This window comes from Streptomyces sp. NPDC003034, from assembly GCF_053591375.1.
The window spans coordinates 45,956-71,356 of record NZ_JBSFTS010000006.1; the positions used below are offsets into that span (position 1 = coordinate 45,956).

The window sequence follows — 25,401 nt, forward strand, 5'->3', positions numbered from 1 at the left end:
GGTCACCCTTGCGTTCATTGAGTTCACGGCCGGGTGCACACTGAGCGTCATGTTCCGGTGTCCCCGTCCCCCGCGCAGCCTCGCCGGCCAGCTCTTCGCCATGCAGGTGCTGCTGGTCGCCGTGGTCGTCGCCGGGTGCGCCGTCTTCGCGTACGCCACCGCGCGCGGCCAGGCCGAGGAAGCCGCCCGGCGGCAGGCCGCGGCGGTCGCCCACGCGGTCGCCGACTCCCCGTCGGTGCGCGAGGCCGTACGGGACGCCGGGCGCGGGAGCGACCCCTCCGGCGAGCTCCAGCCCTACGCGGAGAGGGTCCGTACCGACTCCGGGGTCGACTTCGTGACGATCATGGCTCCCGACGGGCGGCGCTGGACCCACCCGGACCCGCGCCGCATCGGCGAGCCCTTCCTCAGCAACACCGCGCAGGCCCTGCGCGGCAAGACCTTCAGCGAGACCTACACCGGCACCCTCGGGCCCTCGATCCGCGTGGTCACCCCGCTGACGGACGGGGGCCGGGTCGTCGGCCTGGTCAGCGCCGGAATCACCGTCCGGGCGATCAGCGACCGCCTCGCGGAGCAGCTCTCGGCGCTGGCCTGGGTCGCGGCGGGCGCCCTCGCCCTCGGGGGCCTCGGTACCTATATCGTCAACGCCCGGCTGCGCCGCCACACCCACGGCATGAACGCGGCCGAGCTGAGCGGTATGTACGACTACCACCAGGCCGCCCTGCACGGGGTCCGCGAAGGTCTGCTGATGCTCGACGGGCGGCGCAGGATCACCCTGATCAACGACGCCGGGCGGGAGCTGCTGGGTCTGCCGGGCGGGATCAGGGGCCGAGGCGTCACCGATCTGGGACTCCCCGCGCCCCTGACGGGCGCCCTGCTGGCGGACCGGCCGCGGGTCGACGAGGTGCACCTGACCGCGGACCGGGTGCTGGTCGTCAACAGCGCGCCCGTCGCGGGCGGCGGCCGCCGCGGCACCGTGATCACCCTGCGCGACCACACGGAACTCCAGGCGCTCGCGGGGGAACTCGACCACGAACGGGGCTTCACCCAGGCGCTGCGCTCCCAGGCCCACGAGGCCGCCAACCGGCTGCACACCGTCGTCTCCCTCATCGAACTCGGCCGCGCGCAGGAGGCGGTGGACTTCGCCACGGCCGAACTGGAACTCGCCCAGGCCCTCACCGACGAGGTGGTCACCGCCGTGGGCGAACCGGTGCTGGTGGCGCTGCTGCTCGGCAAGGCCGCGCAGGCGCACGAACGGGGCGTCGAACTCGTCGTCACCCCGGACAGCAGGGCCATCGACGGCAGCGGGGCACCTCCGGCCCGCGACCTGGTCACCGTCCTCGGCAACCTCATCGACAACGCCGTCGACGCGGTCACCGCCGTCCCGGGTGCCAGGATCGCGGTCACGCTGCGCCCGGAAGGGGATGAGCTGCTGCTCCGGGTCGCCGACAACGGCCCGGGTCTGCCCGAGGGGGTGGACGTGTTCCGCCGGGGCTGGTCCGGAAAGGGGCAGGGCCGCGGGCTCGGCCTCGCGCTGGTCCGTCAGGTGGCCCGGCGCCACGGCGGCGAGGTGAGCGCCGCCCAAGGTCCGGACGGGGGCGCGCAGTTCACCGTACGCCTGCCGGCGGCGCAGCAGGACCCGTCGGCTACGCAGCACGCGTCACCGCAGGATCCGTCGAGGCGGCGCCCGTCCCCGCAGCATCCGTCGACTACGCGGCAGTCGTCGCCGCAGGAGCCGCGCCGGGGCTCCGCGCACGCCACGCCGCCGCCGAGCGTGGGCGGGTCCGCGTGAGCGGCGGCGCCGAGGTCCGGGTGCTGGTGGTCGAGGACGAACCGGTCGCCGCCGACGCCCACGCCCTGTACGTCGGCCGGGTGCCCGGCTTCACTGCGGTCGGCGTCGTCCACTCACTGGCCGGGGCGACGCGGGCCCTGGAGCGGACCCGCGTCGACCTGCTTCTCCTCGACCTGGGGCTGCCCGACGGCCACGGCTTGCGCTTCGCCCGGGGGCTGCGGGCCGCCGGACACCCCGTCGACGTGATCGTGGTGACCTCGGCGCGGGACCTCGCCGTGGTCCGCGAGAGCGTCTCGCTCGGCGTGGTGCAGTACGTGCTGAAACCCTTCGCCTTCCCCACCCTGCGCGAACGTCTCCTGCGCTACGCCGAGTTCCGCGCGACCGCGGGCGAGGCGGCCGGCCAGGACGACGTGGACCGGGCCATGGCGGCCCTGCGCGCGCCCCGTCCCGCCGAACTGCCCAAGGGGCTCAGCGCGCCGACCCTGGACCGGGTCGCCGCGCTGCTCCGGGCGGCGCCGGAGGGGCTGACGGCCGCCGGGGCGGCCGAGGCGGCCGGGACCTCCCGGATCACCGCCCGCCGCTACCTGGAGCACCTGGTGGACACCGGCCGCGCCGACCGCACCCCCCGGTACGGCCAGGTCGGCCGCCCCGAGCTGCACTACCGCTGGCTCGTGGCGGCGGGACCGGCGGCCGGCTCGGGTCCGTAGCGGCTGAGCACGCCGCACCGGCCGCCGGGTCGGGGCAGCGCCGACCAGCGGGCGGGCGCCGGGTCGGCGCGCGTCGGACGGTCGGTCAGCGGGCGCCGAAGTTCTGCGTCCACCACGGGCCGCCCGCACCCCGGTGGATGCCCACGCCGATGTCCTCGAAGGCGCAGTTGAGGATGTTCGCCCGGTGCCCCGGGCTCTTCATCCAGGCGTCCATGACCTGCTGCGGAGTCTGCTGCCCCTTGGCGATGTTCTCCCCGTACGTCGACCAGCGGTACCCGGCATCCGTCGTCCGCTTGCCCGGGTCCTCGCCGTCGGGGTTGGTGTGCGAGAAGAAGTCCCGCGCCGCCATGTCCGCGGAATGCCCCTGGGCGGCCGCACGCAGCTGCGGGTCCTCCTTGACAGGGCCGCAACCGGCCGCCGCCCGCTCCTCGTTGACCAGGGCCACGACCTGACCCGCCGGGCCCTGCGGCGCGGGAGCCGGGGACGGCGCCGAGGTGCGCGGTGCCGGGGAACTGCTGCGGGTCTGCGCGGGGGTCGGGCTGGAGCTCGTACTCGGGCTCCCGGCGGACGGGCCGGCAGACGCGGAGGCCGAGGGTGAGGGCGAGGCCGCGGTGGACGGCGAGGCGGAGGAGGAAGCGGACGGCGAGGATGAGGGCGAGGCCGCCCCCGAGGCCGCGCCGGGCGATTCGGTGGCCGAGAGCGCCGCCAGGGGCGAGTCCGGGCCCGTGTCCGCCCCGGAGCCGGAACCGGGGAGCCCCCCGAGGTAGGCCAGCCCGCCGCCCGCGACGCACGCGGCGATCACCGCGCCGCCGATCACCCTGCGGCGCCCGCGCCGGCGCTTGCGCACCGCCCCGCGGCCGGCCCCGCCCGGATCGCCGCCGTCCGGCGAGCCCGGGCGGCCCCCATGGCGCCGGGCCGTCCGGCCCGGGCCCGACACGGCCGGGGACAGCTGGGTCGCCGCGTCGGCGAAGTCGGCCGCACCACCGAGGTCCGCCGCACCGCCGTCGGCGAAGTCCGCGCCAGCGAGCTCGAAGCCGCCCGCTCCGGCCGAGCGCACGCTCGCCAGCAGGCCCGCCGAGACCGGTACGAGGGCCAGCCCGGCCAGCAGCCCCTCCGCGGGCACCAGACCGCTCCAAAGACCGGAGCACCGTACGCATTCACGCGCGTGCCGGGCTATTCGCTTGCGCCACAGCGCCGAGGGCCGCCCGTCCCAGCCGGCCGCCACGTCCCGCAGCCCGTCGCACGGCGGCTGCTCCTCCAGGGCCCGCTCCACCACCCGCGCCGACTCCAGCTGCGCCTTCATCCGCTGCACCCGCACGGCCGTGTGCTGCGGGGACAGCTCCAGCGCGGCGGCCACCTCCGCCCGGGTCAGCTCCCCCGCGCACTCCAGCCACCACAGGGACAGCAGGGCGCGGTCGTCCGGATCCAGCCAGCGCGTGGCGCGGGCCGTCTCCCGGCGCTGCCCCGCCAGCTGGAGGCGGACGATGGTCAGGTCGGCGAAGTCGGCACCCGGGTCGGCGACGTCCCCGGCGGCCTCCAGGCCGCTCGCCCCGAAGCCGCTCTGCCGGGCCTGCCAGTGCGCCCGTACCCGGTTCATCGCTATCGCCACGAGCCAGGGCCGGAAGCTCTCCTCGGCGCGCAGACCGGCCAGCCCGTCGAGCGCCCGCAGCATCGTGTCCTGCACCACGTCGTCCACGTCGCAGGACCCGTTCAGGGCCCGTCCGACGATGTTGTAGACCAGCGGCAGATGGGCGCTGACGAGCTCGTCCTGCGCGCGGGGATCGCCCGCGCGGGCCGCAGCCACCAGCGCTGCCGTGTCCTCAGTACTCATGTGATGTTCCCTGTCCGTACCGGCGGTCGATGATGCCCAATGCTTCGGAGACCATCTGGGCCCGCCTCGATAACAGTTATCCGGAACACTTATCAGGAAGTCCGTTCGGGCGGCGTACTGATGTCGTCACGGGCGAGGCCGCCGGGCCGGGACGGACCGCGCCGGAACGGCTCGCTCCGAGGCGGGTGAGCCGGAGAAACGGCCGCCAGTGGCGCGGTGAGGGCAGCGCGCGCATCAGGCGGGTCGCGGCGGTGGCGTAGGCGACGCCGAAGGCGAGCGAGGCCAGGAACGCCAGGTGCCGGGAGAACCCTTCGACGAGCGGGAAGACCTGCCAGTGGGTCAGGTAGATGTACAGGGAACTGGACGCGAGCAATCCGGCCATTCGGTTGACTCGCTCCCGGCTCGGCAGGGCGGGGACCCACACCAGGAGCGCGAATCCGGCGGCGATGATCGCCTCCCGCCCCGGGTCGCCCGGGAAGAAGCCGGGCACCGTGGCCACCGCCGCGGCGGTGACCGCCAGGCGCCGGGGTACGGTACCGGCCTTGGCCGCGGCCCAGCCCAGCGCGAACAACCAGAAGACGGTGATCGCGTCCGGGATCAGCGTACGGTCCGGCAGGCCCAGGAGGTCGTACCGCGTGAGCAGTCCCACGGCCGCCAGCGTCAGCGGCAGCGCGTACGGGAAGCGCCGTTCGGCCCGGTCCACGACCGGCAGGCTGAGGACGGCGACGGCGGTGATGAGGATGTAGACGAGCGCTTCGATGAACCAGAAGTGCATGCCCGTCTTGCTGTCCTGTGGCCCCAGCACGCTGTCGAGCAGCAGGAGGTTGGCCAGGGTGTAGTCGTCGGAGAAGAGGCGGACGAAGCCGATCCAGGCCATGGAGGGCAGCGCGACGCGGGCCACGCTGACCCAGATCCGCCGGATCCGCTCGCCCCGTCCGGCGGGGGTGAGGTGGAAACGCGCGAAGTTGTAGCCCGCGAGGGCGAGCAGCAGGTGCGCGCCGCCCTTGATCCCGAAGACCTGGATGTGGGAGCCGACGATGCAGAAGATCGCCATGGCGCGCAGCGCGACCCCGGTCTCCAGGGCGCGGCCGCGGGACCGCGCCGGCCGCCCGGGGGAGGTGAGTTCACGGATGGGTGTCGTGTGCCAGTGCGGCGGCAGGTGGCCGAGCCGCTGCTCCAGGTGGAGTGACATCTCGACGTACGAGAGGGAGTCGCCGCCCAGGCTGACGAAGGAACTGTCCGGCGTCACCTCGGCCGCCGACCGGTCGAGGACCAGGGCGTACAGGGCGCACAGGGATTCGGGAGCCGCGCCGGGCGCGGGGTCCGGCCCCGCCGCGGGCTCTCGGGCGGCGGGGCGGGCCGCTTCGCGCACGGCCCGGTAGTCGGGCTTGCCCGTCGGCAGGCGGGGGAGCTGGGACACGACGCGGACCCGGACCGCGTGCGCGGGCAGACCGCACGCGCCCGTCACGAGTTTCCGTATCCGGCGGGCGTCGCCAGCGCCGGCGGGTATCTCGCCGACCCGGACGGAGCCGGGACCGGTCACGCCGGGACCGGTCCCACCGGCCCCACCGCCGGGGGAGCTGACGGCGGCGATGGCGAGCGCTTCATCGTCGCCGGCGCACAGGGCGGTGAAGCCGTGCCGGGCGAGCAGCGCCTCGACCTGTCCGGGGTCGATGCGCAGGCCGAGGATCTTCACGAAGCGGCTGCGGCGGCCGATGATCTCGTAGAGGCCGTCCGCCGCGAGCCGGGCCACGTCGCCGGTGTGCAGCTCGTCCACCGTCCGGCCCAGTGCGAGGTCCTCGGGGGTGCGGGCGTAGCCCAGCATGACGTTGGGTCCGGAGTACACCAGCTCGCCGGTGCCCTCGCCCGGCCAGTCCGGCAAGGGGCGGAGGCGGAAGGAACCGCCGGGGACGGCGATTCCGGCGGCCTCGGGGCGTTTCTCGGCGAGGGCCGCGGGGAGGTAGGCCATCCGGGCCGTCGCCTCGGTCTGGCCGTACATCACGAACAGGTCCCACCCCGCGGCCCGGCCCAGGGCGGCGTACCGCTTGACCCGGTCGGGCGCGAGCCGCCCGCCCGCCTGGGTGACGTAGCGCAGGTCGGGCAGTTCCATCGCGGCGAAGCCGGCCCGGTCGAGCAGGTCGAAGGTGTACGGGACGCCCGCGAAGGTGGTTCCTCGGGCGGTCCGGAAGAGGTCCCAGAAGCAGGGCTCGGAGACCGACAGGTCCGTGACGATCAGGCCGGCGCCCCGCAGGAGATGGCTGTGGATGACGGAGAGGCCGTAGCAGTAGTGCATGGGCAGGGTGGTGGCGGCGCGGTCGGTGTCCACGATGCCCAGGTAGGAGGCGATCGACTCCGCGTTGGCCTGCAGGTTCTCGTGCGACAGCCGGACCAGCTTCGGCGATCCGGTCGAGCCGGAGGTGCTGAGCAGCAGGGCGAGGTCGGGGTGCAGGACGTGCGCCGAGACCGGGCGCCGCTCGTCCAGGACCCACTCGCCGCCCTCGGGGCGCGCCACCACGTCCGGGTCGTACGCGTCGACGAGCGCCTGCACGGCTTCGGGGTGGTCGCCCGGCACGAGCAGGACGGGGTGCCCGGCGGCGAGGGCCGCGAGGTGGACGATGAGAGCGCCGAGGGTGTTGGCGCCGACGAGCAGGACCAGCCGGCGGTGCGGGCCGAGGCGGCGGGCCGTCGCGTCCACGTGCGCGGCGAGCTCGCTGTACGTCACCGGCCCGTCGGCGGTGAGGACCGCCGTGCGGTCGCCGTGGCCGGCGAGGCCGACGGCGAACGGGACGGTTTTGGCGCCTGGGAGCAGGCCGGAATCGGCAATCACGCACCGAATCTTAGGAAAGGCTTACCTCATTGGATAGTCACAGAGATGTCACATCTCACCCATTGAAGATCCACAGGGAATTCACCTGTAGGGTCGGCTCCGCCGCCTGCGCGCAGCGATCAAAACGTTGTGTGCGTCACCCTTGACCTTTAGGTTAGCTTTACCTTACTTATTGGGCGTTCACCGGTTCACGCTGCTCGCGTGGTCCACGCTGCCCACGCAGGAAGGCATCCCATGCGACGCCCCTTGGCCCGACGGCTGTCCGCGCTCTTCGCGGCAGCGCTCCTCCTCCCCGCCGTCGCGGGCTGCGGCAGCGACGAGGACGACGCCGGGCTCGTGATCTATTCGGGCCGCAACGAGAAGTTGGTCAAGCCCCTCCTCGACGAACTGGAGAAGGCAGTCGGCACCACCGTCGCCGTCCGCTACGGCGAGAGCGCCGAACTCGCGGCCCAGATCCAGGAAGAGGGCGGCAAGACCAAGGCGGGCCTGTTCTTCTCGCAGGACGCCGGCGCCCTCGGCGCGCTCTCCGGCAAGGGCCTGCTGGAGAAACTGCCCCAGGAGTCGCTGGACAAGGTCGACCAGGCCTTCCGCGGCGGTGCGGGTGACTGGGTCGGCACTTCGGGGCGCGTGCGCGTCCTCGCGTACCACCCCGGCCAGGTCTCCAAGGTGCCCGACAGCGTGCACGACCTGGTCAAGCCCGAGTGGAAGGGCAAGATCGGCTACGTCCCGACCAACGCCTCCTTCCAGGCCTTCGTCACCGGCATGCGCGTACTGGAGGGCGACGACGCCACCCGTACCTGGCTCAAGGGCCTCAAGGCCAACCAGCCCAAGGTGTACGACAACAACCTCAAGGTGCTGGAAGGCGTCGGCAAGGGCGAGGTCTCCCTCGGTCTGGTCAACCACTACTACTGGTACGAGCAGGTCGCCGAGAAGGGCGCCGACAAGGTCCGTGCCAAGATCCACTTCCTGCCGGGCGGCGACCCCGGAGCCCTCGTCAATACGGCGGGCGTCGGCATCGTCAAGGGCAGCCCGCAGACGCCGGCGGCGCAGAAAGCCGTCGATTTCCTGCTCTCGGAGAAGGCGCAGAAGTATTTCGCCGACGAGACGAAGGAATACCCGCTGGCCGCCGGAGTGAACAGCTCGGTCAAGGACCTCCCGCCGCTGGCTTCCCTCGACGCCCCGAAGATCGACCTCGGCAAGCTCGAATCCCTTCAGGAGACCCTGAAGATGCTGCAGGACGTCGGGATGGTCTGAGCCGTCATGCACTCCCCGGATCCCGCCGCGCCGGCGGGTCCCGCCGCGTCCCCGCTCGCCCGCCCGGCCGGCGCCACCCCGCCGGCCGGGCGGCCGCGCGCCGAACGCCGCCCGTCCGCCGCCCTGTTGATCCCCGCGGCCGTCGCCGCGCTCTTCGCGCTGCTGCCCCTCGGATACCTCGCCGTCCGCTCCCTGGAGCGCGGCCCCGCCTTCGCCTGGGACGTCGTCGCCAACGAGCGGACCGCCCAACTGCTCGGCCGGAGCCTCGGCCTGGCCGCCGTCGTCGTGACCGCCTGCCTGCTGCTGGGCGTGTCCCTGGCCTGGCTGACCGTGCGTACGGCCCTGCCCGGCGCCCGCGCCTGGTCGGTCCTGGTCACCCTGCCGCTGGCCGTGCCCAGTTACGTCGCCGCCTTCGCCTGGCTGTCCGTACTCCCCGGCCTCGCGGGCTTCACCGGCGCGGCCCTCGCGCTGACGCTGGTGAGCTTCCCGTACGTCTACCTGCCCGTCACCGCCGCACTGCGCGGCACCGATCCGGCGCAGGAGGAGGTCTCCCGCTCGCTCGGCCACGGACCGGTGCGGACCTTCCTGCGCGTCACCCTGCCGCAGGTGCGCCCCGCCGCCGCGGGCGGCGCCGTACTCGTCGCGCTGTACGTGTTCTCCGACTTCGGTGCCGTGTCCCTGATGCGGTACGACACCTTCACCCGCGGCATCTACACCTCCTACCGGGCGAGCTTCGACCGCACGCCCGCCGCCGCGCTCAGCGTCGTCCTCGTGGTGCTGACCGTCGCACTGGTCGCCGCCGAGGCATACACCCGCGGCCGCGCGGGCCACGCCCGCACCGGCGGCGGCACCGCGCGGCCGGCGCTCCCGCTGCCGCTGGGCCGCTGGCGGACGCCCGCGCTGGCCTGGTGCACGGCCGTCACCGCCATCGCCGTCCTCACCCCGCTGGGCACGCTCGCGTACTGGCTGGCCGTCGGGAACTCCGCGACCTGGGACCCGGCCGGCCTCCTCGACACCGCGGCCACGACCCTCGGCGTCGCGGCCGCGGGCGCCGCGCTCACCACCCTCCTCGCGCTGCCCGTCGGAGTGATCGCGGCCCGCTACCGCGGCCGAGCGGCGCACCTCCTGGAACAGTCCGCCTACGCGGGCCACGCGCTCCCCGGCATCACCGTCGCCCTGTCCCTGGTCTTCTTCGCCGTCCGCTACGCCGAGCCGCTCTACCAGGAACTCCCGCTGCTGGTCTGCGCGTACGCCGTGCTGTTCCTGCCCGTCGCGGTGGCCGCCACCCGGGCGGCGGTCCTCCAGTCCCCGCCGGTGCTGGAGGACGTCGCCCGCTCGCTCGGCCGCAGCCCGCTGCGCGTACTGCACGAGGTCACCGTGCCGCTGGCGGCCCCCGGCGTCGCCGCCGGCGCCGCGCTGACCTTCGTCGTGTGCATGAAGGAACTCCCCGCGACGCTCGTACTGCGCCCCACCGGCATGGACACCCTGGCCACCCGCCTGTGGACCGAGACCGGAACCGGATCGTTCGCCGCCGCCGCGCCCTACGCCGCGGCCCTCATCCTGCTGGCCGCCGTCCCGTCCTACCTCCTCGGAAGGCACCGCACATGAGTGACCTGCAGATCACGGGACTGACCAAGGCGTACGGCGCCGGCCCCGCCGTCCTCGACGGACTCGACCTCACCGTCCCCGCCGGCGCGCTGACGGCCGTCCTCGGCCCCTCGGGCTGCGGCAAGACCACGCTCCTGCGCATCGTCGCCGGGTTCCTGCGCGCGGACACGGGCACCGTCGCCATCGGCGGGCGCACCCTCGGCGGGCCCGGCCTCCATCTCCCGCCCGAGCGGCGCCGCATCGGCATCGTCCCCCAGGAAGGCGCCCTCTTCCCGCACCTCGGCGTGGCCGGCAACATCGCCTTCGGCCTGACCGGCCTCGACCGCGGTGCTCGCCGCCCGCGCGTCGAGGAGATGCTGGAACTGGTCGGGCTCGCCGGCTACGGCGACCGCATGCCGCACGAGCTGTCCGGCGGCCAGCAGCAGCGCGTCGCCCTCGCCCGCGCACTGGCGCCGAGCCCCCAACTGGTACTGCTCGACGAGCCGTTCAACGCCCTCGACAGCGCCCTGCGGGCCGGCGTACGGGCCGATGTGCGGGCCGCCCTCCAGGCCACCGGGGCCACCGCCGTCATGGTGACGCACGACCAGCAGGAGGCCCTGTCCACGGCGGACCTCGTCGCCGTCGTCCGGGACGGCCGGGTGGCGCAGTGCGGCAGCCCCGAGGACGTGTACCGCCGCCCGGCGGACCCGTGGGTGGCCGCCTTCGTGGGCGACGCGGTGATGGTCCCCGGCACCGCGAGCCGGGGGGCGGCGGCGACCGCCCTCGGGCGCGTCCCGCTCGCGGGCACGCACGAGGGCGGCCTGCGGGAGGGACTCGTGCTCCTGCGGCCCGAGCAACTCCGGCTGACCGACGCCGCCTCGGCGGAGGCCGCGGGCACGGTGACCAGCGTCCGCTTCTACGGTCACGACGCCATGGTCACCGTCGCCGTGGACGGCCTGGCGGAACCGGTCGAGGTCCGGGTGTCCGGTCCGGCGCCCGTACGACCCGGCGGGCGCACCGGCGTACGGGTGACGGGCGAGGCCACCTTGCACCCGGCCGGCGCCTGACGCGGGGCGCGTCGCGGTGCGGGTCGGCGCGGGTCGCCAGCGCGGGAGGCCGGCGCGGGCGGCCGGCCGCGCCGGGACTCAGGCGGCGGACGACAGCCGGGCGACGTCCTGCGGTGAGAGCTCGATCCCGGCCGCGGCGATGTTCTCCACCAGGTGGTCCGGGTTGCCGGTGCCCGGGATGCCGAGCACGTGCGGCCCGCGGTTCAGCGTCCAGGCGAGCCGCACCTGCGCCGCGGACACCCCGAGGGACTCGGCCACGGCGCGCACCTGGGCGGAGTCGTCCTCCGTACTCGCCCCCGCCTCTTTGCCCGCCCCCGCGATGGCGAAGAAGGGCACGAAGGCGATGCCCGCTTCCCCGCACGCGTCGAGGAAGGCGTGGTCTTCGGCAGGGGAACCGATTCCGTACGGGTTCTGCACGCACACCACGGGCGCGATGGCCCGCGCCTCGGCGAGGTGGTCGGGCCGGGCGTTCGAAATCCCCAGATGCCGGATCAGCCCCGCGGTGCGCAGCTCGGCGAGGGCCCCGAAGTGCTCGGCTATGGAGCCCGTGGTCTCCCGGCGCTTGATGCGCAGGTTGACCACGTCCAGGTGATCGCGGCCCAGGTGGCGCAGATTCTCCTCCACCTGCCCCCGCAGCTGCCCGGGCTCGGCCCACCACCACTCGCCGGCCGCGTCCCGGCCCGGACCGACCTTGGTGGTGATGACGAGCTCGTCGGCGTACGGGGCGAGGGCCCGGTTGATCAGCTCGTTGGCCGAGCGCAGCGGGGAGAAGTAGAAGGCGGCGGTGTCGATGTGGTTGACACCCAGTTCGACGGCCCGCCGCAGCACGCCCGTCACCCGCTCGCGGTCGCTCGGGGAGCCGTCGGCGAGGTGCGTCAGGCGCATCGCGCCGAAGCCGAGGCGGTTGACGGTGAGGTCACCGAGCTTCCAGGTGCCCGCGGCGGCTGCGGTGATCTTCTCGTGGGTCATCCGGGCACTTTCGCACAGCCCCGATACCCGCGCGTACCCGGCGGGTACTTGGCGGGTAAGCCTGCGACTACGCGAGTCCGGCGCGGGCCTCCGCGAAGGGCTCCCGCCCCGGCGGGCAGCACCAGGGGTGGCCATACGTCGGGAGGTCCCGCCGACTCGCCGCCCGGTCTGTTGCCTCTCGGCCTCCGTAGGCCTCGTCGTCAAGGTCCCTGCTGGTGCAGCTAGTTTGACGACAGGACCTAGGCTGGTCGCCGGGCTCAGGAAGGACGTGCATGGACTCCCTCGCATCCGGCGACCCGCTCGCCGTCGCCGTCACGGCCGCGATCCGGGGTGGCGATCGGGCCGCACTGCGACGGCTCTTGGAAGCGCACCCCGGCCTCGCGGCCGCCCGGATCGTCCAGCGCGGTGCGGGCGCGGGTGGGCGCGCTCTGCTGCACGTCGCCACCGACTGGCCCGGCCACTACCCCCACACCGCGGAGGTGATCGGCATCCTGGCCGCCGCCGGAGCCGACCCGGGCGCCCGTTTCGACGGAGCGCATGCCGAAACACCGCTGCACTGGGCCGCGAGCAACGACGACGTGGCCGCGATCGACGCCCTCGTCGCCGTGGGAGCCGACATCGAAGCTCCGGGCGCCGTCCTCGGCGGCGGCTCACCCCTCGCGGACGCGTGCGGGTTCGGACAGTGGCAGGCGGCGCGCCGACTGCTCGACCACGGCGCCCGCCCGAGCCTCCAAGACGCCGCGGCCCTCGGTCTCCTCGACCAGGTCGAGGAGTTCCTCGCGGCGGGCGCCTGTGCGGAGGAGGTCACCAGCGCCTTCTGGGGCGCCTGTCACGGCGGCCGGTTGCCCACCGCCCGCTGCCTGCTGTCTCAGGGGGCGGACATCGACTGGATCGGCTACGACGGGCTCACGCCGCTGGACAAGGCGTTGACCGGCAAGAACGCCGACCTGATCGCATGGCTGACGTCCTCCGGCGCGCACACCCGCGCGGAACTTCCACCCGGTTGATCGAGGAATTCGGTGGATCTTCGGCGTGCGCCATGCCATGGTTGGTCTCGCCGAAGGGGTGTAGCTCAGCTGGCCAGAGCGCCGGTCTCCAAAACCGAAGGCCGCAGGTTCAAATCCTGCCGCCCCTGCTGTTCAGCCCGCGGAGCGCAGAGCTCCCGTGCTGGGTGAACGTAAGAGCCCCGTCGACCATTCGACGGGGCTCTTCCCTCTGGCTCTTCCCTCTCTTTCGCGCGCCGAAGACATCCGGGATCCGAGCATGGTGAGGAACGCGGTCGCCGCGGGCGTGCGGCTGGCGCGGCTCCGGATGACGTACTCGACACGGACCACGGCCATGAGCCGGTCGCGGGCGAGTTCACGGGCGTGGACGCCTTCGACGCGCGCCGTGGTGGGCAGCGCGAGGAAGGCCACCTCAATGGCCCCCTGCTTGACCTGCTCGGCGAGTTCGTCGCTCGCCCCCACCCCGCGTGCAGGTTGATGCGCACGTGCGGCTACTGCTGGTGGAAGTCCCGCAAAGCTCCGGCTATGTCCACCGCGGCGATGGTGGGGATCAGGCCCACGGCGAGCTGTCCGCGTACCTCGCCGACGGCCGCGGCGACGTCGGTGGCCGCGCGCTCGGCGGCGTCCAGACACTGACGGGCAGCGGGCAGGAACGCCGCACCGGCTGGTGTCAGCGGTACCCGGCGGCTGGGCGCTCGAAGACCCGTGCGCCCAGCCGGACCGGCCTCTGCTGGCGACCACCGTACGGGCGCTTCCCGCGGGCCTGCGCCTCTGTTGGCCGTCCGCACCCTGTGGGACGCTGAGTCGCACCGCCCACAGCGAGCCGGGTACGACACGGAGTGGAGCCCATGCCCCGGATGTTTTCCACGCGCCGCCCGAACGTCCTCCTTGTACGCGGCGCCCCCGGTGTGGCACTCCTCCTGGCGGGGTGCGGGAGCGAGGGTACGGACAAGGCCGCCCCGGTCCGTCCGTCGGCCGCCCCGACCTCGGCGAGCACGGCTGCGCAATCGCCGGGTCCGTCGGCGACCCCCGCCGAGCCGTCCACCGCAACCCCCGTCCCGACGGACGACGGTCTGCCGGCGGGCCCCGCTCCGGACGCGAGCTCCCCAGTCGAGGAGGCGTTCCGCGCCGCACGCGTCGTCGCGCTCCAAAGCAACCTGCGCTACATCGACCCCGCACTCGGCACACCGCAGGACACCGGTAAGGCCGATGCCCAGTGCGCGGACCTCCAGCGCAATGTCGCCAACCCGGACCAGGTCGCCGCCCGGCGGTTCAGCACCGACCAGCACAACGTGACTGAGGCTGACGGCAAGCGGATCAACACGCTGTTGCGCAACACCTACTGCGGCTGAACCGCAGGCTTTGAGTTGAGACTCCTGGCCGGAGGCGGGGGCTGATCAAGGCGGCCCCCATCCCGCCGCTACAGCCCCCATCCCGCCGGTAGGCTAAGGCCGGCATTGCGCAGGTGATCTTGGGCGGGCAGCATGTCCTACTGATGGGGCACCGCGGTCGTCGGGGAGGCGCGGCGACCGGACGCAGGGGAGGGGCACGCCATGATCAGGCTGTCGGACGGACCTATGACGTGGGTGGCGACCGGGGACAGCATCACCCAGGCCGTATTGCACACCCATGGCGCCCGCGGCTGGGTCGAGCACCTGCACGAGCGGGTCCGGTGGCAGCTGGGCCGGCTCAGCGACGTCGTGATCAACACCGGGGTCTCCGCGTGGGGAGCCGCCGACGTACTGGCGGCGCACGACCGCCTCATCGGCCGCTTCGAGCCGGATGTGCTCTCCGTATCCCTCGGCACCAACGACTGCCTCGCCGGGGAGGCCGGGCTCCCCCAGTTCCGCGACGCGATGCGCCGGATCAGCACCGGAGCCGGGCGGCGTACGCAGGTCGTGCTGCACACGCCGGCCTTGGTCAGCTTCTCAGGCCGTGACCGGCGCGCGGCACTTCCCGCGTACTGCCAGGCCGTACGGGAGATCGCAGCGGACACCGGCGCGCTGCTGGTCGACCACGAGGCCCACTGGCTGGAGCACCACGGCACGGACGATCCGATTCCGTGGCTCGACGATCCGGCCCACCCGAACGCGGCCGGCCACCTGCACATGGCGAATCACACCCTGCGCGCCATGGGCCTGGGCGAGCTCGACCCTTTCTAGTCGGGGCCCCATGAGCTGTCAACCGGACCCGACGGGAGAGACCATGCCTTTTGATCCGCAGCTTCAAGCCCTGTACGACCAGCGTGCCGCGCAAGGCGCCAGGCCGTTGTACGAGATGACACTCGCCGAGGCCAGAGCGGCCGACCTGGCCGCTGTCCAGGCCGACGCGGGAGAGCCTGAGCCCGTGCGTGAGGTGTGGGACGAGTCGATACCGGGCCCCGCCGGACCGCTGCCTGTCCGGGTCTACCGGCCGGAGGCCGGCCAAGGCCCCCTGCCCGTACTGGTCTACTTCTTCGGCGGCGGCTGGACACTGGGCAGCATCGAGACGAGCGACGCCATCTGCCGGAGCCTGGCCAATGCCGCCGGCTGCCTCACCATCGCGGTGGGATACCGCCTCGCACCGGAGCACAAGTTCCCCGCCGCGGTCCAGGACTGCTTCGCGGGCTTGCGCTGGACCGCCGAGCACGCCGCGCGGCTGGGCGGTGACCCCTCGCGTATCGCTGTCGGCGGTGACAGCGCCGGTGGGAACCTCACCGCCGCCATGACCCTCATGGCGCGGGACGCGGGCGCCCCGGCCATCCTGGCCCAACTGCTCGTCTACCCCAACACGGACTACCTCGCGGACACCCCGTCCCGGCGCGAGAACACCGATCCGCTGCTGTTCAACGACCGATCCGTGCAGTGGTACTGGGACAACTACCTGACCTCCCCCGAGGACGGAAAGAGCCCCCTCGTATCCCCCCTGCGCGCATCCTGCCACGCCGGTCTGCCACCGGCTCTGGTCATCACCGCCGAGTACGACCCGCTGCGCGACGAGGGCGAGCAGTACGCCCAGCTGCTGCGCGACAGCGGTGTCCCGGTCGAGTCCACGCGCTATCCGGGCGTGGCCCACGGCTTCTTCGCCATGGCAGGCGCTCTGGACGCGGGTAGCCGTGCCCTCCAGCAAGCAGCCGCGTACCTGCGGACCGCCTTTGCCGGGGACGCCGAGGCCCAGGGCGAGGCCCAGAGCGAGGCCCACGGCGAGGCCTGACGGCCGGGCCCCATCGGGAGGCGGCGTTCCTGCGGCTTTCGGCCGTGTTGGCGACACCGCGGCGTCGAGCGGGTTGTTTATCAAACGGGTCGACCCGTAAAGTAACGCTATGAGTTCCTCTCCGCCTGCCCGTGGGCGCCCCAGGGATCGCCGCTCGCACGAGGCGATCGTCCGGGCGGCCGCAGATCTCGTGGTCGAAGTCGGCTACGCCGCCACGTCGATCGGCGCGGTGGCCGCCCGTGCCGGCGTAGGCAAGGACACGATCTACCGGCGTTGGCCGGGCAAGGCCGAGCTGGTCTTCGAGGCCGTGTTCACGACCACCGACCAGGCTCCGGTTCCGGACACGGGAACGCTGGCCGGAGACCTGACCGTATTGCTGCGTGGCCTGCTCGACGAGTTCCGCGCGCCTGCCGCCGTGGCGGCGCTCCCCGGACTGCTCGCTGACTTCGCCGCCGATCCGGTGCTCAAGCGGCGCATCCGCGCCGACTTCCTCGCCCCGTCGAAAGAACGACTGCTGATCGTCTTCGAACGCGCCGTGCTGCGCGGGGAGATGGCGGCCGGCACGCCTGCGGACCTGGTCCTGGACGCCCTGGCCGGAGCCGTGTTCTTCCACGTCGGTCTGGTCGGGGAGCACCCCGACCCGCAGCTGGCCGACCGGCTGGCTGCCGTGATAGCCAAGGGAATCGAGATCCGATGAACGGCTGGCTCCTCGCAGCGGGTATCACCGCGTCCGGTGTGGCCGCGACACACGTCATCGCCGGCCACCGGGATGTGGTCCGCCCGCTGCTCTCCTGCGCACTGGCAGACGAACCCAAGCGCGTCCTTCATGCCGTGTGGCACATGGTGAGCGTCGACCTGACGCTGTCCGCGGTCGCTCTCGTCTACCTCGCGCTGACGGACGGTACGTCGAACACGGGCCCGGTGGCGTGGTTCGTGGCCGCACACTTCATCGCCTACGCGGTCGCTTTTCTCGTCGTCACACTCTCGGTCGGCTGGCCAAAGCCATTGCTGCGGCTGCCGCAGTGGATGCTGCTCTTGCCGGTGGCGGTGCTGACGGTGGCGGGCGCCGCCTAGCGACTCCCGCTCGCCGCCCCGGCCGTTGTCACTGGCCCACTCTTCCGTCGATGCACTCGCGCAACAGGTCGGCGTGGCCGCAATGACGGGCGTACTCCTCGATCCTGTGCACCATCAGCTCCCGGACCGCGATCCCGTCCTTACCGAGACGCTCGCCCAGATCGGGGTGCTCGGCCAGCGCGGCGTCGGTCGCGGCCTGCTCGCGCTCCAGCGCGGAGTACGCGGCGTCGACCTCGGCCCGGGCGGCGACAGCTCCGTTGAAGTCCGCGTCGCGCTCGCCGTACAGCTTCGGCACCGGATCACCGTCGCTGATCCAGTTGCGCCAGTCCCGTTCCACCTCCACGAGGTGCCGAAGCAGCCCGAGCAGCGACATGGTCGACGGCGGAACCGACCGCCGGGCCAGCTGCTCCGCATCCAGGCCCTCGCACTTCATGCGCAGGGTGGTGCGGTAGTTCGTCAGGTAGTCCTGCAGCGTCGCCAGCTCGCCGTCCGGACTTGCTCCGTTGCTGTCGCGGGGGTCGTCGTCCGGGTCAGCCCACATGTCGGGGTAGACGGTTGCCTGGCTCCATCGTGCTGGCTGGTCACTCATGCGTTCATATTGATCGGTGACGGCCCGAGCCCGCCAGTCATATTGACGCACAGGGATGTTCACGCGGACGTATGCCGGCACGTCGACTTCGGCAGGCGGACATAAGAGGTCGTCATGCCCCTGCTCACCGGCGGCCGGCAGAGCCGAGGGCGGCGTTGGCCTTCATCAGGGCGGGGATCAGTACGTAGGCGGCGATCGGAATGACGACCACCGTCAGGATCATGGTGCGCAGGACCAGCGGCAGATCCTCCATGGCCGGTCCGAGCAGGGCGATGACGAGGGTAATGGTCGGGTAGACGGCCAGCCACGTGATGAAGGCGCGGCGGTGGACCGACGGCCCGGTGGGAGCGGTCGGTGCCGGCGGGGTCGTGGACGGCGTGGTGGAAGACATGGCGGTTCCCCTGGGTTCATATGCCGCGGTCGGAGTTCATATCCAACCAGATGGTTGGAGTCTGGCACAGGGCGTGATCCAAAGTCCAACCGTACGGTTGGATCCGTGGGCGCGGCAGTAGAGTGCCCCCATGGCCTGGGACACAGCACGCACCAAACAACTCCTGCTCGACGCGGCGGTGGAGGAGTTCGCCGAGTTCGGGCCGGACGGGGCCAGGGTCGCCCGGGTCGCCACGCGCGCGGGTGTGAACAAGGAGCGGATCTACCAGTACTTCGGCAGCAAGGAGAAGCTGTTCGTCGCCGTGCTCGAAGCAGAGCTGGAGAAGCTCGCCGCGGCCGTCCCCCTGGATCCGGAACAAGCCGTGGACCTCGCCGACTACGCCGGCCGGGTCTTCGACTACCACCGCGCCCACCCGCACTTCATGCGCCTCCAGGCCTGGGAGGGCCTCCAGTGCGCAGACCGCGTCGCCGCCCAGTGCGAGCGCACCGACCACTACGCGCAGAAGCTCGCGGCCATCACCCACGCACAACGCACCGGCGCCCTCACCGGCGAACTGAGCGCCGGGCAGCTGCTGCACGCGGTGGTCTCGCTGACCGCCGTCTGGTTCACCATGCCGCAACTGGCCCGGATGCTGCTGCCGGCCGCGGTCGAGGCCGGCCCGGACGCCGAGCGCTCCGCCCTGGTCGGGCTGGTACGGCGCCTCACGGCCTGACCTACCGTTGGCGCGCCTACGCGAAGACGGGGCCGTACGGAAAGCGCGCAAGCGAAGGGTCCGTGGACTGCGCCGCGGCCACGCTCGGACGTCGCGCGACCGTGGGGCACCGAGAACCCTCTCGGGGCTGTCTTTCGAATCTTGTCGGGCTCGGGAAGATCCGAAAGACACGCTGTGGTGGGGCGGAGTTACTCGGCCGCCTCTTCCTGGTATCCGTACGGGCGGGTGATGATCTCCATCCAGTGGCCGGTGGGATCCGGGAAGTACACGCCGCGGCCGCCGTCGTTGTGGTTGATCTCGCCCGGATGCCTCCGGTGCGGATCGGCGAAGTACGCGATTCCCGCTGCCCGGATCTTCTCGAACGCCGTGTCGAACTCCTCCTCGGAGATGAGGAAGGCGTAGTGCTGCGCGGTGATGGACTCGGCCGGAATGGTCGCGAAGTCCAAGGTGACGCCGTTGGCAGTGACGACGGGGATGAAAGGGCCCCATTCGGTTCCGACCTCAAGGCCGAGGATGTGCCCCAGGAATTCTGCGGATTCCCGGTTGTCACGGCAGTGGATGATCGTGTGGTTCAGTTTGACTGACATGTGCGGATGCCTCCGAAAGGCACGTCACGGCGCCTCCATGCCTCACCCGGCCGGTGACGACACGCGATGCCGTGATCGCGATCTTAAACACGCCTTCCGGGACAAGTCCACCCCATTTCGGCTGCTACGCCCCGATCGCGTAAACCCGTACCTCGCTTCGGCGTTGACCCGGGGGCGGAGTCACAGCAGCCGTACGACCACCTCCTGGACTGCCCCCGCCGCTTCGGTCAGAGCTCCGAAGCCGAGCCGCAGCCGGCTGCCGGCGGCCGACGAGATCAGGCTCGGCGGGTGGGACAGCACCTGCGCGACCGGCCGGTTCCACACCAGCGTCAGCCCGGTGAGGGTCCGCATGGGGTCGGATACGCAGACAGCGGCAGTGCCGTCGCTTCTCTCCCGCACGGTCACCGAACAGGGCGCGCTCACCTCCAGCGGGCCGGCCGTGCCGGCCTGCCAGAAGTTGACGCCCGTGAACCCGAGCGAGCCCACGGTCAGACCCTGAGCCGTCTCCGTGTTGGCCAGGACCGTCAGCCAGCCCTTGGCGGCGGCCCGCGCCGCGGTCTGGGCGGGCGTTGCCCCCGGAAGCACCTGGCAGAGGTACCCGGCGCCGACCGGATCCGTGCCGTGGTCGTACCAGAGGGTGAGGTAGCGCCGGGTCAGCTCCGTCGTCGACCCGTTTCGGTTGATATCGCTCCATCGGCCGGTACGGGCCTCCCGCAACGCCTTGAACGATCCCGAACCGGACATCACATAGCCGCCGAAGCCCGCCACGTGCGCCCAGCTCGGCGCGGCGAACGTCGCCGACCAGCCGAGAGCGGGCGGCTGTACCACCCCGGCGACGGTCAGGCGGTGCGTGCCGGTCGCGCCCAGATTGCGGTTGTCCACCACGGACTCGACCACGGCTCCGTCCGTGCAGCGGATCCCCGCGCCCAGGCACACGACGCTGTCAGCGAGGAAGAACCAGGACTTGCGGGCAGTGAGGAAGCTGCCCAGTCCCCGCAGGTGCTGGCCCACGGAGGCGAACTCGCCGTCGGTCGTGCCGCCCACCCACGCCGCATCCGGCCGCGAGGCGCCCCAGTCACCGCCGGCGCCGTCGGCGAGCACGGTGCGCGAGACGGTCGTGCCGGGCAGCCGGTAAGGGTCCACCGTGGGCCAGAAGGCGTCCGCGTACTGGCCGTTGCCGTAGGTAGAGCCCCACCAGGAGAGCATGCCGCTCCTGGTGTGCCAGCCGCGCGGATTCTCGCCGTTGCCCGTCTCGTAGTGGGCTATCCGCTTCGAGGCCATGGAGAGCGAAGCCGTCCACGCGGGCCGCCGGTGCGTCGCACGGTCCATGGAAGCGAACAGCCGGTGCCCGACCGGTTCGGGGATCGCCGCCACCGAGGCGTCCGCCTCCACCTCGGCCAGTCGGGCGAGCGCGGACAGGGCGAGCGCCCGGTCCGCGAGGGGGCGGCTGTAGTAGTCCCGTTCCATCCACCCCTTCACCAGCCCCCTCCAGCGCGCCCGCTCGATGCTGCTCGCCCCTTCCGCGAGCAGCAGGATCCCGGCGAGCACCGCGTGCCCCCGGACGTGGTCGTCCTGCTGCACCTGCCGGGGATCCGCGGCAGTCAGGCCCCGGCTGACCGCCCGTCCCGAGACCCCGTCCATGATCAACCCGTTGAAGAGGAACGGCGCCCAGGCCTTCTCGACGGCGTCGAAGACGATCTGGGCGTTGGGGTCGGTGACCTCCCACGGTGTTCCCTTCAACAGCCTGAACAGCATGCCCAGGCCACCGAGGAGCACCGCCCCGTACGAGCCGGTGTACGGGATCCAGGTGTGCTGGATGAAGGACCCGTCCCGGTAGAGACCGTCCCCCGAAGTGACGTACGGGAACACCGGCGACAGCGCGTCCCGGGCCAGGGACACCTTCGCGGAATTGCGGCCGACCACGCCCCGCACGGCCAGGACCCGGCACAGGTCCACCCGGTTCGCGCCCGTGCTGGTACCGGTGTACGAGCCGACCGTCGAATCCGGCACGAAATGGTCGACGGCCGCGCAGAAGTCTGCGACCTGCGCGGGCGACAACTCCCCGTACAGCAGCACGCAGGTATCCAGCAGTGCCTGCGGAGCACCGATCTGCCAGCAGTACCAGTTGCCGTACCGCGTCCGACCGGAGTGATAGACCTGCGCGTGCAGATGGTCCAGCCCGGTCAGCAGCGCCGAACGCAGCCCGCTGTCTCCGGTGACCCCCGTCCCGGGCCTGACATAGGCCTCGGCCATGGTGCGCAGCCGGAAGTAGCTCTGCATCATCTTGTCGGGGTCCGTGGTGAACCCCATGCCGGGCCAGAGCGAACCGGCCTCCGCAGCCATGGCCGACCGCCACTCCTCCGCCAGCGCGCCGAGATCGGCGAGCCGGGAGCGGAAGGGCTCCGCGTCGGCGGGGAACTCACCGCCCAGGAGGAGTCCCCGCCACACCGCTCGCATGACGTCGTGGGTATCCTGCACGGTTCCCTCGAACGCCCCCGGGGCGGACGCGCCGAGCAGGAACGCACCTCCGCCCGCCGCGGAAAGGAACGCGCGCCGACTCCACAGGTCTGTCATCGCTTCTCCCTCGTCTGATGCGTACCCGCTCCCGTTGCCCTGCCGTTCCCCGCACTCGACCGACTCCACGTCCCTACTGGACGTGCGCGCGGTAGCGCTCGATCACCTCCCGCAGTACCTCTGAGCCGTCCCGGGCCCACAGCCCCGGCTGAAAGATCTCCACTTCCACCGGGCCCCGGTAGCCGGCCGCGTCCGCCAGCTCCCGAAAGGCCCGCAGGTCGATGGATCCGTCGCCCAGCTGTCCCCGGCCGAGCAGCACGCCTTCGGGGAGGGGGGTCACCCAGTCGGCCACTTGGACGGCGACGATGCGCCCGCCCTCACCGGCCCGGTGCAGGTCGGCGGGAAGCCGCTCGTCCCACCACAGGTGGTAGGAGTCGGCGACCACTCCCACCTGCTCCGCCGGGAACTGCTCGGCCAAGTCCAGGGCCTGGCCGAGGGTGGAGACCACACAACGGTCCGAGGCGTACATCGGATGCAGTGGCTCGATCCCGAGCCGTACCCCGTGTGAGGCGGCCCATGGAGCGAGCTCGCCCAGAATCCCGGCGATCCGCCCGCGCGCGCCCACGAGGTCCCGCTCGCCCGAAGGCAGTCCCCCTGAGACCAGGACCAGCGTGTCGGCGCCCAGTTCAGCCGCCTCCTCCACGGCCCGGCGGTTGTCATCGAGCGCCGCCGCCCGCCCTGCCGGGTCGGCAACTGTGAAGAAACCTCCGCGGCAGAGCGAGCTGACGCGCAACCCGGCCTCCGCCACCAGCTTCGCCGTCTCCCGCCGGCCGAACGTCCGGACCGGGTCACGCCACAACCCGACGGCGCCCACTCCGGCCGCTGTGCATCCGGCGACGAGCTCGGGCAGCGACCACTGCCGGATGGTTTCCTGGTTGAGGCTCAGCCGGGCCGGAGCACCAGTCACGGCGCCACCCCGTGCACCGTGAGCAGCCGACGCATCCGCTCCTCCGCGAGCTCCGGATCCGGGAACAGGCCGAGCCGGTCCGCCAACTCGTACGCGGTGGCCAGATGGGGCAGGGAGCGGGCCGAATGCATGCCGCCCACCATCGTGAAGTGCTCCTGGTACCCGGCCAGCCAAGCCAGCAGGACCACCCCCGTCTTGTAGAACCGCGTCGGCTGCGCGAAGAGGTGTTTGGACAGGGGCACCGTCGGATCCAGCAGTTCCCGGAAGGCCGCCGGATCCTCCCGATCGAGCGCGAGCGCCGCACGGGCCGCGACGGGGGCGATCGGGTCGAAGATCCCCAGCAGTGCGTCGCTGGCCCGCTCACCGTCCCCAGCGATCAGTTCCGGGTAGTGGTAGTCGTCGCCCGTGTAACAGCGCACGCCCGGCGGCAGTCTCCGCCGGATGTCCACCTCGCGCTCCGCGTCGAGCAGCGAGACCTTGACCCCGTCCACCTTCCGCGGGTACTGGGCGATGACCTTCAAGAAGACTTCCGTGGCGGCGTCGAGGTCGTCATGGCCCCAGTACCCTCCCAGTTCCGGGTCGAACATCGGCCCCAGCCAGTGCAGTACGACCGGCCGCGCGCTCTGCCGGAGCAGCCCTGAGTACACCTCCAGGTAGTCCTCCGGGCCGCGCGCCGCTTCGGCCAGGGCCCGTGAGGCCATCAATACGGCCTGCGCCCCGCAGGCTTCGGTGTGCGCGAGCTGCTCCTCATACGCGGCGGTGATCGCGGCAAGGGAATGCGTTCTGCCCCGGGTGAGCTGGTCGGTACCCGCACCGCAGACGATCCGGCCGCCGACCGCCCGGGCCTCGGCCGCGGAGCGGCGGATCAGTTCCGCCGCCGTCGGCCAGTCGAGGCCCATCCCGCGCTGTGCGGTATCCATGGCCTCGGCGACACCGAGGCCTTGCTCCCACAAGCGGCGCCGGAAGGCCAGCGTCGATTCCCAGTCGAGCACCGGACGCGATTCGGCTGATGCGGCCAGCGGGTGGGCGACGACGTGCGCGGCGGCATAGAACCTACGGGTGAGGGCCGGAGCGCGGGCCGGCGGCGTGAACGGGGCGGGATTCGGGCGGTGCAGGCGGTAGCCGCCGTCCGCACCGGGGAGCCGGATGCTCACAGGACCACCTCCGGCACCGGAAGCCGTCGGCCCTCGGCCGAGGAGCGTATCCCGAGCTCCGCGAGCTGAACCCCCCGCGCCCCGGCCAACAGGTCCCACTGCCAGGGCTCGTCGAGCACGACGTGGCGCAGGAAGAGCTCCCACTGTGCCTTGAAGCCGTTGTCGGCCGGTTCGTTGTCCGGAACCTGCTGCCACTGCGAGCGGAAAGCATCGGTCGGCGGCAGGTCGGGATTCCACACCGGCTTGGGTGTCGCCGCGCGGTGTTGGATGCGGCAGCCGAGCAGTCCGGCGACCGCCGAGCCCCGCGTACCGTCCACCTGGAACTCCACGAGCTCGTCGCGGTGGACCCGCACCGCCCAGGAGGAGTTGATCTGAGCGACGACGCCGCCCTCCAACTCGAAGGTTCCATACGCGGCGTCGTCGGCGGTCGCCTCGTACGGCTTGCCCTCCTCGTCCCACCGGCGGCCTATGTGGGTACGGGCAAGGGCCTGCACGGTGCGCACCGGGCCGAAGAGCTCGTGCAGCAGGTACTCCCAGTGCGGAAACATGTCCGTGACGATGCCGCCGCCGTCCTGCGCCCGGTAGTTCCACGAGGGCCGCTGGGAGGGTTGCCAGTCACCCTCGAAGACCCAGTACCCGAACTCCCCCCGCACCGACAGGATCTCGCCGAAGAACCGGCCCTCGATCAGCCGCTTGAGTTTCAGCAGTCCCGGCAGGAACAGCTTGTCCTGGACGACTCCGTGCTTGACGCCGGCAGCCGAGGCCAGCCGGGCGAGCTCAAGCGAGGACTCGAAGGTGAGGGCGGTCGGCTTCTCGCAGTACACGTGCTTGCCCGCCGCTATCGCCTGCCGCACCGCCATCTCCCTGGCACCCGTGACCTGCGCGTCGAAGTAGATCTCGACTTCCGGATCGGCGAGCACGGACGCCAGGTCCGTGCTGACGTGCTCCAGATCGTGCTGCTCGGCGATGGCCCGCAGGGCCGACCCCCGGCGTCCGACGAGGACCGGCTCGGGCCAGAGCACCGTGCCGTCGCCGAGCTCCAGGCCGCCCTGCTGGCGCAAGGCCAGCAGGGACCGGACCAGGTGCTGCCGGTACCCCATCCGCCCGGTCACGCCGTTCATGGCGATCTTGATCGTCCTGCGCTCCACGGTGTCCCCCTCCTCCGGTCGAGTGTCGAAGCGCGATA

At 72.3% G+C, this 25,401-nt stretch carries 22 protein-coding genes, 1 tRNA gene and 1 pseudogene; 13 read left to right on the forward strand and 11 right to left on the reverse strand.

What is annotated here, in order from left to right; all coding sequences use genetic code 11:
* Window positions 1–49: 49 nt before the first annotated feature.
* Both ACWDX7_RS09405 and ACWDX7_RS09410 read left to right on the forward strand, forming a co-directional pair.
* A complete protein-coding gene (locus tag ACWDX7_RS09405; protein ID WP_451490863.1) occupies window positions 50–1,789 on the forward strand; it encodes a sensor histidine kinase in 1,740 nt (579 codons plus the stop codon).
* Window positions 1,786–2,496: a response regulator gene (locus ACWDX7_RS09410; protein ID WP_451490862.1), complete on the forward strand. Its 711-nt coding sequence runs from the start codon at window positions 1,786–1,788 to the stop codon at window positions 2,494–2,496. Before ACWDX7_RS09405 ends, ACWDX7_RS09410 begins: the two co-directional genes overlap by 4 nt.
* 85 nt (window positions 2,497–2,581) lie before the next feature.
* On the opposite strand, the gene ACWDX7_RS09415 is transcribed toward ACWDX7_RS09410, so the two are convergent.
* Entirely contained in the window at window positions 2,582–4,327 is a 1,746-nt protein-coding gene (locus ACWDX7_RS09415; protein WP_451490861.1) for a sigma-70 family RNA polymerase sigma factor, read from the reverse strand.
* Window positions 4,328–4,403: 76 nt separating this feature from the next.
* On the reverse strand, window positions 4,404–7,154 hold the full coding sequence (locus ACWDX7_RS09420; RefSeq protein WP_451490860.1) for an AMP-binding protein: 2,751 nt from the start codon (window positions 7,152–7,154) through the stop codon (window positions 4,404–4,406).
* A gap of 234 nt (window positions 7,155–7,388) precedes the next feature.
* Here ACWDX7_RS09420 and ACWDX7_RS09425 point away from each other — a divergent pair, with 234 nt between their 5' ends.
* The 3 genes from ACWDX7_RS09425 to ACWDX7_RS09435 are packed head-to-tail and all read left to right on the forward strand — an operon-like array spanning window position 7,389 to window position 11,062.
* Complete coding sequence (locus ACWDX7_RS09425; RefSeq protein ID WP_451490859.1) at window positions 7,389–8,408, forward strand: iron ABC transporter substrate-binding protein; 1,020 nt, start codon at window positions 7,389–7,391, stop codon at window positions 8,406–8,408.
* A 6-nt stretch (window positions 8,409–8,414) separates the two neighbouring features.
* The gene (locus ACWDX7_RS09430) at window positions 8,415–10,016 is read left to right on the forward strand and encodes an ABC transporter permease (protein WP_451490858.1); all 1,602 of its coding nucleotides are present in this window, start codon (window positions 8,415–8,417) and stop codon (window positions 10,014–10,016) included.
* Window positions 10,013–11,062: an ABC transporter ATP-binding protein gene (locus ACWDX7_RS09435; RefSeq protein WP_451490857.1), complete on the forward strand. Its 1,050-nt coding sequence runs from the start codon at window positions 10,013–10,015 to the stop codon at window positions 11,060–11,062. Before ACWDX7_RS09430 ends, ACWDX7_RS09435 begins: the two co-directional genes overlap by 4 nt.
* Window positions 11,063–11,140: 78 nt before the next feature.
* Here the strand turns inward: ACWDX7_RS09435 and ACWDX7_RS09440 are convergent, their stop codons facing one another.
* A complete protein-coding gene (locus ACWDX7_RS09440; RefSeq protein WP_451490856.1) occupies window positions 11,141–12,031 on the reverse strand; it encodes an aldo/keto reductase in 891 nt (296 codons plus the stop codon).
* Between the two features lie 272 nt (window positions 12,032–12,303).
* On the opposite strand from ACWDX7_RS09440, the gene ACWDX7_RS09445 reads away from it, so the two are divergent.
* Together ACWDX7_RS09445 and ACWDX7_RS09450 are read left to right on the forward strand one after the other, a co-directional pair.
* Window positions 12,304–13,038 (forward strand): ankyrin repeat domain-containing protein, encoded by a 735-nt coding sequence (locus tag ACWDX7_RS09445; protein ID WP_451490855.1) that lies wholly within the window; start codon window positions 12,304–12,306, stop codon window positions 13,036–13,038.
* A gap of 54 nt (window positions 13,039–13,092) precedes the next feature.
* Window positions 13,093–13,166, forward strand: a tRNA-Trp gene (locus tag ACWDX7_RS09450).
* Between the two features lie 4 nt (window positions 13,167–13,170).
* Here the strand turns inward: ACWDX7_RS09450 and ACWDX7_RS09455 are convergent.
* Window positions 13,171–13,750, reverse strand: a pseudogene (locus tag ACWDX7_RS09455) (LysR family transcriptional regulator); the annotation flags it as partial.
* Window positions 13,751–13,883: 133 nt separating this feature from the next.
* On the opposite strand from ACWDX7_RS09455, the gene ACWDX7_RS09460 reads away from it, so the two are divergent.
* The 5 genes from ACWDX7_RS09460 (at window position 13,884) to ACWDX7_RS09480 (ending at window position 17,301) form a co-directional block, all read left to right on the forward strand.
* Window positions 13,884–14,387: a hypothetical protein gene (locus tag ACWDX7_RS09460; RefSeq protein WP_451490854.1), complete on the forward strand. Its 504-nt coding sequence runs from the start codon at window positions 13,884–13,886 to the stop codon at window positions 14,385–14,387.
* A 201-nt stretch (window positions 14,388–14,588) separates the two neighbouring features.
* A complete protein-coding gene (locus ACWDX7_RS09465) occupies window positions 14,589–15,197 on the forward strand; it encodes an SGNH/GDSL hydrolase family protein (protein WP_451490853.1) in 609 nt (202 codons plus the stop codon).
* 43 nt (window positions 15,198–15,240) lie between these two features.
* Complete coding sequence (locus ACWDX7_RS09470; RefSeq protein ID WP_451490852.1) at window positions 15,241–16,227, forward strand: alpha/beta hydrolase; 987 nt, start codon at window positions 15,241–15,243, stop codon at window positions 16,225–16,227.
* A 109-nt stretch (window positions 16,228–16,336) separates the two neighbouring features.
* Entirely contained in the window at window positions 16,337–16,924 is a 588-nt protein-coding gene (locus tag ACWDX7_RS09475; protein WP_451490851.1) for a TetR/AcrR family transcriptional regulator, read from the forward strand.
* Window positions 16,921–17,301: a hypothetical protein gene (locus ACWDX7_RS09480; protein ID WP_451490850.1), complete on the forward strand. Its 381-nt coding sequence runs from the start codon at window positions 16,921–16,923 to the stop codon at window positions 17,299–17,301. Before ACWDX7_RS09475 ends, ACWDX7_RS09480 begins: the two co-directional genes overlap by 4 nt.
* 28 nt (window positions 17,302–17,329) lie before the next feature.
* On the opposite strand, the gene ACWDX7_RS09485 is transcribed toward ACWDX7_RS09480, so the two are convergent.
* Window positions 17,330–17,890: a DinB family protein gene (locus ACWDX7_RS09485; protein WP_451490849.1), complete on the reverse strand. Its 561-nt coding sequence runs from the start codon at window positions 17,888–17,890 to the stop codon at window positions 17,330–17,332.
* A gap of 124 nt (window positions 17,891–18,014) precedes the next feature.
* Window positions 18,015–18,281: a hypothetical protein gene (locus tag ACWDX7_RS09490; RefSeq protein ID WP_451490848.1), complete on the reverse strand. Its 267-nt coding sequence runs from the start codon at window positions 18,279–18,281 to the stop codon at window positions 18,015–18,017.
* A gap of 130 nt (window positions 18,282–18,411) precedes the next feature.
* Between ACWDX7_RS09490 and ACWDX7_RS09495 the strand changes: the two genes are divergently transcribed.
* A complete protein-coding gene (locus ACWDX7_RS09495; RefSeq protein WP_451490847.1) occupies window positions 18,412–18,993 on the forward strand; it encodes a TetR family transcriptional regulator in 582 nt (193 codons plus the stop codon).
* Between the two features lie 188 nt (window positions 18,994–19,181).
* Here ACWDX7_RS09495 and ACWDX7_RS09500 read toward each other — a convergent pair whose 3' ends face one another.
* The 5 genes from ACWDX7_RS09500 to ACWDX7_RS09520 form a co-directional block, all read right to left on the reverse strand.
* The gene (locus ACWDX7_RS09500) at window positions 19,182–19,580 is read right to left on the reverse strand and encodes a VOC family protein (protein WP_451490846.1); all 399 of its coding nucleotides are present in this window, start codon (window positions 19,578–19,580) and stop codon (window positions 19,182–19,184) included.
* Window positions 19,581–19,760: 180 nt separating this feature from the next.
* On the reverse strand, window positions 19,761–22,154 hold the full coding sequence (locus tag ACWDX7_RS09505) for a polysaccharide lyase 8 family protein (protein ID WP_451490845.1): 2,394 nt from the start codon (window positions 22,152–22,154) through the stop codon (window positions 19,761–19,763).
* A gap of 73 nt (window positions 22,155–22,227) precedes the next feature.
* Entirely contained in the window at window positions 22,228–23,061 is an 834-nt protein-coding gene (locus ACWDX7_RS09510; RefSeq protein WP_451490844.1) for a sugar phosphate isomerase/epimerase family protein, read from the reverse strand.
* The gene (locus ACWDX7_RS09515; RefSeq protein ID WP_451490843.1) at window positions 23,058–24,215 is read right to left on the reverse strand and encodes a dihydrodipicolinate synthase family protein; all 1,158 of its coding nucleotides are present in this window, start codon (window positions 24,213–24,215) and stop codon (window positions 23,058–23,060) included. The genes ACWDX7_RS09510 and ACWDX7_RS09515 overlap by 4 nt, the downstream gene beginning before the upstream one ends.
* Window positions 24,212–25,336 carry a Gfo/Idh/MocA family protein gene (locus ACWDX7_RS09520; protein ID WP_451490914.1) on the reverse strand — a complete coding sequence of 375 codons (1,125 nt, stop codon included), beginning with the start codon at window positions 25,334–25,336 and terminating at the stop codon, window positions 24,212–24,214. Before ACWDX7_RS09520 ends, ACWDX7_RS09515 begins: the two co-directional genes overlap by 4 nt.
* Window positions 25,337–25,401: the final 65 nt, after the last annotated feature.